At 69.9% G+C, this 10056-nt stretch carries 10 protein-coding genes; all 10 read right to left on the reverse strand.

The window, feature by feature from the left end; all coding sequences use genetic code 11:
* Positions 1 to 987, reverse strand: a 987-nt coding sequence (locus CCN56_RS21140) for a DNA polymerase IV (protein WP_086829038.1), incomplete at its 3' end; no start/stop codon positions are given.
* Between the two features lie 140 nt (positions 988 to 1127).
* Complete coding sequence (locus tag CCN56_RS21145) at positions 1128 to 1745, reverse strand: MerR family transcriptional regulator (protein WP_179199930.1); 618 nt, start codon at positions 1743 to 1745, stop codon at positions 1128 to 1130.
* A gap of 192 nt (positions 1746 to 1937) precedes the next feature.
* Positions 1938 to 2411, reverse strand: coding sequence for a bifunctional nuclease family protein (locus CCN56_RS21150; RefSeq protein WP_030686418.1), 474 nt, complete (start codon positions 2409 to 2411; stop codon positions 1938 to 1940).
* 87 nt (positions 2412 to 2498) lie between these two features.
* Complete coding sequence (locus CCN56_RS21155) at positions 2499 to 3245, reverse strand: MerR family transcriptional regulator (protein ID WP_086829042.1); 747 nt, start codon at positions 3243 to 3245, stop codon at positions 2499 to 2501.
* A 32-nt stretch (positions 3246 to 3277) separates the two neighbouring features.
* A complete protein-coding gene (locus CCN56_RS21160) occupies positions 3278 to 4219 on the reverse strand; it encodes an FHA domain-containing protein (protein ID WP_179199931.1) in 942 nt (313 codons plus the stop codon).
* Positions 4220 to 4300: 81 nt separating this feature from the next.
* The gene (locus CCN56_RS21165) at positions 4301 to 5326 is read right to left on the reverse strand and encodes a DUF881 domain-containing protein (RefSeq protein ID WP_373412879.1); all 1026 of its coding nucleotides are present in this window, start codon (positions 5324 to 5326) and stop codon (positions 4301 to 4303) included.
* Positions 5327 to 5331: 5 nt separating this feature from the next.
* Entirely contained in the window at positions 5332 to 5664 is a 333-nt protein-coding gene (locus CCN56_RS21170) for a small basic family protein (RefSeq protein WP_015032176.1), read from the reverse strand.
* Entirely contained in the window at positions 5661 to 6590 is a 930-nt protein-coding gene (locus CCN56_RS21175) for a DUF881 domain-containing protein (protein ID WP_086829044.1), read from the reverse strand. Before CCN56_RS21175 ends, CCN56_RS21170 begins: the two co-directional genes overlap by 4 nt.
* 101 nt (positions 6591 to 6691) lie before the next feature.
* Positions 6692 to 9187 (reverse strand): mannose-1-phosphate guanyltransferase, encoded by a 2496-nt coding sequence (locus CCN56_RS21180; protein ID WP_041128158.1) that lies wholly within the window; start codon positions 9185 to 9187, stop codon positions 6692 to 6694.
* A gap of 117 nt (positions 9188 to 9304) precedes the next feature.
* A complete protein-coding gene (locus tag CCN56_RS21185) occupies positions 9305 to 9913 on the reverse strand; it encodes a CDP-alcohol phosphatidyltransferase family protein (RefSeq protein ID WP_041128159.1) in 609 nt (202 codons plus the stop codon).
* Positions 9914 to 10056 lie beyond the last annotated feature (143 nt).

A 10056-nucleotide genomic window follows, 5' to 3' on the forward strand; every position in this document is an offset into this window, starting at 1 on the left:
GTCCACGGCCTCCAAGAGCCTCCCCGCGGCCTCCCTGACGACGCCCGGGTCGTCCGTGGGCCCCCGCAGCGTCTCGGACCGGGTGAGCGTCGAGAAGTCGTACCGCCGCACCTTCAGGACGATGGTCCGCCCGGAGTGCCCGGAGGCCCGCAGCCTCCCCACGCACCGGTCCGCGAGCCGTTCGACCTCTATCCGGATCCGCACCCGGTCGTGCAGGTCCACGTCGAAGGTGTCCTCGACCGACACCGACTTGGCGTCCCTCTCGGCCACCACGGGCCGGTCGTCGTACCCCTGGGCCATCCGGTGCAGCGAGGCCCCGTGCGCCCGCCCCAGGAGCCGTACGAGCTCGTCCTCGCCCGCCTCCACGAGGTCGGCGACGGTGGTCATCCCGGCGCGCCGAAGGTGCTCCCCGGTGGCCGGCCCGACCCCGGGCAGGATCCGTACCGAGCGCGGCCCGAGCAGCTCCCGCTCGGTCCCGGGCTCGATGAGGACGAGCCCGTCCGGCTTGGCCTCCTCGGAGGCGATCTTCGCGATCATCTTGGACCCGGCGAGCCCCACGGACCCGGTGAGCCCCGTCGTCGCGAGGATGTCGGCCCGCAACCGCTCCCCCGCGGCCCGCGCGCTCGCGCCGTCGTCGGCGACACCACCGGCTTCGAGGTCGACGAAGGCCTCGTCGAGGCTGAGGGGCTCCACGAGCGGGGAGAGCCGCCGGAGCAGTTCCATGACCTGGTCGCTGATCGAGCGGTAGAAGGCGAAGCGCGGCACGAGATAGGCCGCGTTCGGCGCGAGCCGCCGCGCCTGGCCCATCGGCATGGCCGAGTGCACCCCGAAGCGCCGTGCCTCGTAGGAGGCGGTGGCGACCACGCCCCGCGGCCCGAGACCGCCGACGATCACGGGTTTTCCGCGCAGGCTGGGCTTCGACGCCTGCTCGGCTGCGGCGAAGAAGGCATCCATGTCGAGGTGCAGGATGGTGGGCGCGGCTCTCACACGTCCGATGCTGCCCTACGCCACTGACAACGCCGCCGAGGAACGCCCGGGCGCCCCGCCGGGCCCGAGGCGCCCCGAAGGGCGAAAGCCGCCCTCAGACCGCCTCGCTCGGGGGCCGCCTCGCTCGGGGGCCGCCTCGCTCAGACCGCCTTGTCGCGCCGCCGCCGCGCCAGCTCGTCGCCGGGGTTGTGCCCGATCAGCGTCTCGCCGGTGTCGACCCGCTCCCCGTGGAGCTGCGAGAGCGCGGCCTCGACGTCGCGCCAGACGACCCCGACGGCGATGCCGAAGACGCCCTGCCCGCCCTGGAGGAGGTCGACGACCTCGTCGGGCGAGGAGCACTCGTACACCGTGGCCCCGTCGCTCATGAGCGTCATCCGCTCCAGGTCCCGGAAGCCCCGGGCACGCAGGTGCTGCACCGCGGCCCGGATGTTCTGGAGGGCCACCCCGGTGTCGAGGAAACGCTTGACGATCTTCAGTACGACGACGTCGCGGAAGCTGTACAGCCGCTGCGTCCCCGACCCGTACGCGGGCCGCACGCTCGGCTCCACGAGGCCGGTGCGCGCCCAGTAGTCCAGTTGGCGATAGGTGATCCCGGCGGCCGCGCAGGCCGTCGGCCCGCGGTAGCCGATCGCCGCGTCGGCGACGCCGGCACCGGTGTCCGTCCCGAAGTCGCCCACACTGCCGTGAAGCGGATACGGACCGCTCTCCCCGGACGCGCGTCCGAGCGAGCTCCCTGCCGTACCGTCCGCGCTGCTCATCACGCCGACCCTCCGTCCTTGACCTGCCCACACGAAGGTAGGCAGTCACTCGGGGTGCGTCAACGATCGCCACACTCGGCACGCCGAGTGATAATCACCCTGAGAGTGGTTTCGCGTGTCCTTCTCCAGGGAAAGGCTAGTCGAATGCTCTGACGGCACCCCGCGGACGGCCTCCGGCCGCACCGCCGCGCCTCACTGGCTGCTGCTCCCGAAGTCCTCCGGTGAGATCTGGTCGAGGAACTCGCGGAACTTCTCCACCTCGTCCTCCTGCTCGTCCGGAATCGCGATACCGGCGTCGTCCAGCACACCGTCGCTGCCGAAGATCGGCGTCCCGGTCCGAAGGGCCAGTGCTATCGCGTCCGACGGCCGCGCGCTCACCTCGACGCCGCTGGCGAAGACCAGCTCGGCGTAGAAGACCCCGTCGCGCAGATCCGTGATGCGGACCTCGGTGAGCTCCTGTCCCACGGCCTCCAGCACGTCCTTGAACAGGTCGTGCGTCAGCGGCCGCGGCGGGGCCATCCCCTGCTGGGCGAAGGCGATCGCGGTCGCCTCCCCCGGTCCGATCCAGATGGGGAGGTACCGATCGCCTCCCACTTCACGCAGGAGCACGATCGGCTGGTTGGAGGGCATTTCCACCCGGACACCCACAACGTCGAGCTCGTTCACACAGCAACCCTAGGACGTGCCCGACCGGTTTGGATAGTCGGGCCCTCCACGACCCCTGCCGGAGCGCCCTCCGAGCGCCCTTTCGGGTCACTGCAGCCGGATCCCCAGCGCGGTCTGGACGAGGGCCGCGTGCAGCCGCACCGACTGCGCGGCGAGCTCCTGCGCGGTGGCCTCCGCATGGGCCCTGGTCTGCGGATTACGGTGCCGGCGCAACGGCGCGACCACCTGCTCGATCAGCCCGGCCTCCCGGTCGGCGGCCGCCTTGACGGCCCGCAGGTGCCGGGGCTCCAAGCCGAATCGCCCGAGGTCCGCGACGAGTCTGGCGACGGTGACGGTCTCGGCGTCGTAGCCGCCGCCCTCCGCCTCGGCGATCAGACCGTACGACTCCCACTCGGCGAGCTCGGTCTCGGTCACCTCCGCGGCGGCGATCAGCTCGGCCCGCCCCAGCCGCACGGCGGCCGGCGCCTCCGCCTCGTCCTGCTCCCAGGGCCCTTCGAGCAGGTCCCGCCGGCGTCCGGGCGCCGGGAGCTTGATCGGCTCGCCCCGTTCGAGGGCGTCGAGGTGCTCGCGGATGACCTTCAGCGGAAGGTAGTGGTCCCGCTGCATCCGCAGGATGCGGGCGAGCCGCTCCACGTCCTGCGGGCTGAACTTCCGGTATCCGGAGGCCGTCCGCCGGGGCTCGACCAGCCCCTCGGCCTCCAGGAACCGGATCTTGGAGATCGTCACTTCGGGAAATTCGTCGCGCAACTGGTTCAGCACCGTGCCGATGCTGACCAGCCGGTCGCCCGCGGTGGCGGTGCCGGATCCGGCACCGCCCGTCGGTGTTCGCAGCATGGACCTTCCCTGAAGGGGCTTTCCCCGAGGCGTCACACGCCTCGCTGGCTCGAGTAGAAGACCAGCCGGTACTTGCCGATCTGCACCTCGTCGCCGTTGGACAGGACGACCGAGTCGATCGGCTCACGGTTGACGTACGTGCCGTTGAGGCTGCCGACGTCGGCGACGGTGAAGCTGCCGTCCTGCGCCCGCCTGAACTCGACATGCCGCCGGGAGACCGTGAAGTCGTCCAGGAAGATGTCGCTCTGCGGGTGACGGCCGGCCGTCGTCAGATCGGCGTCGAGCAGGAACCGGCTGCCCGAGTTCGGACCCCGGCGCACCACGAGGAGCGCGGAGCCCGAAGGCAGCGCCTCCACGGCGGCGAGCGCCTCGGGCGACAGCGACGGAAGCGCGGTCTGGCCGGTGACCTCCGCGTCGTACGCCTCGAGCCCCGAGATGGAGATCGTCGACGTCGTCTCCGACGCGCGCTCGGGAGCGATCCCGCCCCGCAGCGGCGTGCCGCAGTGGGAGCAGAACCGGCTGTCGGCCGCGTTGCGGTGACCGCACCTCGTACACACCGGCATGGACGCATCCTCCTGCCGCGGCTGCCCCGCGGAGGTCTGTGTCGCGTACGGGTCGGGCGTAAACCCTCCACCCGTACTTGAGGTTGATGGTTCTCCGAAACCTATGCGGGCGGCACCGGCAGGGTCAACAGACGACGCGCCCTGGGCGCCCGGAATGTCACCGCCCCGACCGTCGACCTCGTCACGGAACAGCGGGCGCTCGGCACCCTGCTCCTCGCTCTGGGCGTGGCGCGACGCGCGGTGCTTGGCGTTGCCGCCGTCCTCACGTCCGCTCTTGCCGAACAACTTCGCAAAAAAACTCACGGGCGATTCCCCTTGACCGAAACAGACCCGCCCGTGGGGCAGGACGAACCGAGATCCTTCACACCTGCCGACCCGGACACCTTCACAACGTCCGTATCCTCCGGACAGTTTCCACCACGCACCACCCTTGTGGTGCGCCGACCCCCCGCAACGTCATGCCCTTGTCGCGGGACCCCCCACGTCCCCCTCTCACTGGGAGGACGACTGAGCGTAGTCAGGCCGCTTCGCGGGTCGCAAGGCGTCGACGACGATCTTCGCCGACCGCTCCACCGTGGCCGTGGCCTGCTCCTTCTCCAGGGTCTGCACGACACCGCCGGGGATGTTGAGCGCGGGCTCGAGATCTTCCGGCTTGCCGATGACCTTGAAGACGTACGGAGCGGCCACCTTCGTTCCATCGATCCGCATGTCGTCACCGCTACCGGTGAAATAACTGTCCGCAACCACCCGGACACCGTTGACCTGGATCGCCTCGGCGCCCGCCGCGCGCAGTTCCTGGATGGCGTCGAGCAGCATGTCCGACTCGACCGCCCCGGTGGGGTCCCCCACCGTGAGGGTGATGCCCGGCCCCTCGGCGGCGACGGAACCGGCCAGGATGCCGAGCTGCCGTTCCTTCTCCTGGGTCTGCTTGCGCGCCTCCTCGGCCTGGTCCGAGCTGGACTCCAGCTCGGAGCGCTGCTTCTCCAGGCGGGCCTTCTCGTCCTCCAGGCGCTGCGTGCGGTCGTCGAGTTCGTCGAGGATCCGCACGAGGTCCTCCTGGCGGGCCCCGCGCAGCGCGCTGTTCTCACTCGTCGAGGAGACCTGGATGGCCAGGCCGAGACCGAGGACGAACAGCAGCAGCGCGACGACGAGTTGGGCCCTGGTCACCCGTGGCGGCCACAGGGCGGAGGCGAGCCTCCGCCGCCCACTCGGCTCGGCGACGGCCGGCGGCCCGGCCACGACGGGCGCCTCGGGTACCTCGGGCACCCGGACGTCCTCGCGCGACGTCCCGGTCTTCGGGGGCTCGGGCTTCACGACCTCGGGCTTCACGACCTCGGGCCTCACGACCTCGGGCTTCACGGCCTCGGGCCTCACAGCCTCGGGCCTCACAGCCTCGGGCCTCACAGCCTCGGGCCTCACGATTTCGGGGGTCTCGGGCTGCTCGCCCCCGGGCCTCTCCGGGTTCTCGGGCTTCTCCGCGTCCTCGGGCCGCTCGGGGTTCTGAGGGTTCTCGCTCATCGGCCTCACGCCCGGAAGACGTGACGCCGGATGGCGGCCGCGTTGGAGAAGATGCGGATGCCGAGCACGACGACCACACCGGTCGACAGCTGCGCGCCGACGCCCAGCTTGTCGCCGAGGAAGACGATCAGCGCGGCCACGACCACGTTGGAGAGGAACGAGACCACGAAGACCTTGTCGACGAAGATCCCGTCGAGCATGGCCCGCAGGCCGCCGAAGACCGCGTCGAGGGCGGCGACCACGGCGATCGGAAGATAGGGCTCGACCACCGCCGGAACCTCGGGACGGACCAACAGCCCGACCACGACTCCGACGATCAGGCCCAGTACGGCGATCACGATGTGCCCTTCCCTGTGTCGGCCGTGGCCCGACCGGAGGGCGTCGCCACCCCGGCCCCCCTCGGCTCTGCGGTACGTACGGTCAGGCTCGGCGCGGCCGGCAGGCGCACGTCGCCCTCGACCGAGATCCTGCTCCTGATCCCGAAGTTCTCCACCAGCGCGTGCAGATACTGCCCGTCGGCGCTGTCCTGGAACGCGGTGCTCAGCCGCTGTCCGCCCCCGATCGCGAGGACGGTGTACGGCGGCACCAGCGGCTTGTTGTCGACCAGTATGGCGTCACCTGCGGCCCGGATCGCGGACAGCGATGTCAGCCGCTGGCCGTTGATCGCGACGGCCTCGGCACCCGACTCCCACAGCCCGTTGACCACCCGCTGCATGTCCCGGTCGCGGACCCGGCCGGTGTCGGAGAAGCCACTGCTCTCCCTCGGTCCGCCGCCCCCGGTGTCGCTGTCCTTGGCGTCGTCGACGACGAGCTTCACCCCGGGACCGTGCACGGGCGTCGCGCCCGACAGCAGGGCCACGAGCTCGGCCTGGTCGCCGCCGTGCTGCTGCAGGGCCTGCCGCTGGCGCTTTCCGACCTCGGTCCGGATCTGCTCGACGTCCGCCTCCAGCCGGTCGGCGGTCGACGTCTCCTTCTCGATCCGGTCGATCAGGTCCTGCCGCTCCTTGGCGACGACCGGCGCGGAGATCCGTGCCTCGGCCGCACCGACGGTCACCACGACGGCCGCGAGCAGGAGCCCCGCGGCGACACCCAGTTTGGCCCGCAGGTTACGGGGCAGCCCACCGCCCTCGGCCGCGCGCCGGGCAGTCGCCTCGGCGTAGCCGTCGTCGAGCGCGTGGTCGATCACGTTGTTCAGCAGCGACATGGACGCGTCCGGACGCGGCGGCGGTGATCCGGTGCTCCGAACGGGGGGCTGCTGCGACATGCCGCACATCGTCGCACGTCGCACGACCTACCGCCGAATGGCCCCTCGGTACGGCCGGGAGGCACCCCTCGGGCGCCTCCCGGCCGGAACCGTCCAGACCGTCAGCGACCTGCGCTGTCGACCACCTCGGCCCACTCGTCGAGCAGGGCCTGGGCGGAGGCGTCGTCGGGCCCCTCCGCCCACAGATGGGTGACGGCCTCGGCGGGGTCCGGCAGCACCATCACCCACCGCCCGTCGGCCTCGACCACCCGGACTCCGTCGGTGGTGTCCACGGAGCGGCTGCCCGCGGCCTCCACCACCCGGCGCATCACGAGCCCCTTCACGGCCCACGGGGTCGCGATGTCCTTCTTCAGGACGTGCGCCCGCGGGATCCGGGCGTCGATCTGGCTCAGCGTGAGCTGCGTCCGTGCCACGAGGCCGATCAGCCGCACGAAGGCGGCGGCCCCGTCGAAGACGCTGCTGAACTCGGGCACGATGAACCCGCCGCGCCCGTCGCCGCCGAAGATCGTCGACTCCTCGCGTCCGACCCTGGTGAGGTCGTCGGGCGAGGTGGTCGTCCACTCGACCTGGGTGCCGTGGTACGCGGCGACCTGCTCGGCGATACGCGTCGTGGTGACCGGCAGTGCGACCCGCCCGGACCGCCGCTCGGCCGCCACCAGGTCAAGGAGCACCAGGAGCGCCCGGTCGTCCTCGATGATCCGCCCCCGCTCGTCCACGAGCGAGAGCCGCTCGCCGACGGGGTCGAACCGCACCCCGAACGCGGCCCGCGCCGAGGCCACGATCTCCCCGAGCCGTACGAGGCCGGCCCGCCGGCTCTCGGCCGACTCGGTGGGGCGGGACTCGTCGAGCCCGGGGTTGATCGTCAGCGAGTCGACCTGGAGCCGCCCGAGCAGACTGGGCAGGACGAGTCCGGCGCTGCCGTTGGAGGCGTCCACGACGACCTTCAGCCCCGCCTCGGCGATCCCCGTGGTGTCGACGTTCCGCAGCAGCGAGCCGGTGTACGAGTCGAAGACGCTCGCGGGGAACGACAGGTCACCGATCTCCCCGGGGAACGCCCGCCGGTACTCCTGGCGCGCGAACACCCGGTCGAGCTTCCGCTGCCCGCCCTGCGAGAGGTCCGCCCCGCGTTCGTCGAAGAACATGATGTCTACGGAGTCGGGCACCCCGGGCGAGGTCCGCACCATGATCCCGCCGGCGCTTCCCCGTGCGGTCTGCTGCCGCGCCACCGGCAGCGGTACGTTCTCCAGGTCCCGTACGTCGATGGCGCTGGCCTGCAGCGCGGAGATCACCGCCCGCTTCAGCGCCCTGGCACCCCGGGAGTGATCGCGCGCGGTGGTGACGGTCGACCCCTTCTTCAGGGTCGTGGCGTACGCCCCCGCCAGCCGTACGGCCAGCTCGGGGGTGATCTCCACGTTCAGGATGCCGGACACCCCGCGCGCCCCGAAGAGATGGGCCTGTCCCCGGGATTCCCAGATGACCGAGGTGTTGACGAAGGCGCCGGCTTCGATCGTCTTGAAGGGGTAGACGCGCACGTTCCCCTGCACGATCGATTCTTCTCCAACGAGGCACTCGTCCCCGATGACGGCTCCGTCCTCGATCCGGGCGGCCCGCATGATGTCGGTGTTCTTCCCGATCACGCAGCCCCGCAGATTGCTCTGCTGCCCGATGTAGACGTTGTCGTGGACGACCGCCTTGTGCAGGAAGGCACCGCTCTTCACGACCACGTTCGAGCCGATGACGGTGTGCTCACGGATCTCGGCGCCGGCCTCGACCTTGGCGTAGTCACCGATGTAGAGCGGTCCGCGCAGCTCCGCCTCGGGATGGACCTCGGCGCCTTCCGCGACCCACACCCCGGGCGAGATCTCGAAGCCGTCGATGTCGACCTGGACCTTGCCTTCCAGGACGTCCGCCTGGGCCTTCACATAGCTTTCGTGGGTGCCGACGTCCTCCCAGTAGCCCTCGGCGACATAGCCGAAGATCGGCTTGCCCTCCTTCATGAGCTGCGGGAAGACATCGCCCGACCAGTCGACCGGAACATCCGCTTCGACATAGTCGAACACCTCGGGCTCCATCACGTAGATGCCCGTGTTCACGGTGTCCGAGAAGACCTGCCCCCAGGTGGGTTTCTCGAGGAAACGCTCGACCTTACCCTCTTCGTCGACGATCGTGATCCCGAATTCCAGCGGATTGGGCACCCGGGTCAGACAGACCGTGACGAGGGCGCCCTTCTCCTTGTGGAAGGCGATGAGATCGGAGAGGTCGAAATCGGTAAGCGCGTCCCCCGAGATGACGAGAAAAGCGTCGTCCTTCAACGCTTCCTCTGCGTTCTTCACACTTCCCGCTGTACCGAGTGGCTTTTCCTCGTTGGCATACGTGAGCTCCATCCCGAGCTCTTCTCCGTCGCCGAAGTAGTTCCTGACGAGAGAGGCGAGAAACTGCACGGTGACGACGGTCTCGTTGAGACCGTGCCTCTTGAGCAGTCGTAGGACGTGCTCCATGATCGGCCGGTTCACCACCGGCAGCAGAGGCTTGGGCATGCTCGAGGTCATGGGGCGAAGGCGGGTTCCTTCGCCACCGGCCATCACGACGGCCTTCATGTCGGAAGCGTCCTCCTTGAAGAGACGACGGTCCTGCCGACTTCACCTGTCTGCTCAGGGGCCCTCTGGACGTCCTCGTTGTTGCCGGCGACGCTGCTCGACACAGGACAGACGGGCTCAATCGGCCGCGGTATCCGCCTTCACGAGTCGACGGACCTGGACCACGTAGAGGATCCCTGCCCACCAATACAGAGTTGTACCCCATCCGGCGAAGGCCCACCCGAAAACTTCAGCGAGTGACGAAAGCCAGCCGGTTCCGTCACTGAGAAGCAGCAGCGGGAAGGCGTACATCAAGTTGAAAGTCGCAGCTTTCCCGAGGAAGTTCACCTGCGGCGGCGGGTAGCCGTGCCGGCGGAGGATTCCCACCATCACGAGCAACATCAACTCGCGGGCGAAAAGAGCGGCGGTCAGCCAGAGCGGCAGGATCTCGCGCCAGGTCAGCCCGATGAGCGTGGAAACGATGTAGAGCCGGTCGGCGGCGGGGTCGAGCAGCCGGCCGAGGCTGCTGATCTGGTTCCAGCGCCGGGCGAGCTTCCCGTCGAGATAGTCGCTGACGCCGCTGAGCATCAGCACGAGCAGGGCCCAGCCATCACTGTTGGGACCGCCGAACACGGGCCGGAGGATCAGCCACAGGAAGAGCGGCACACCCACGAGGCGAGCCATGCTCAGGATATTGGGGATGGTGAGGACCCGGTCGGTCTGAACGCGAGTCTCCTGGACCTCCACCCGGGGGCCTCCTGGGAACGTACGGACGATGCCCCCTGACCTTACCCTCAGCCACAACACCGCCGCGCACAGGGGCACCGCCTGCCAGGAGAACGCAAAAATGCCTCAACCCCCGGACAAGGCCCGGGGGTTGAGGCTAAAAA

It is taken from the genome of Streptomyces sp. NRRL B-24572 (assembly GCF_002156145.1).
GTDB classification, from domain to species: Bacteria; Actinomycetota; Actinomycetes; order Streptomycetales; family Streptomycetaceae; genus Streptomyces; species Streptomyces vietnamensis.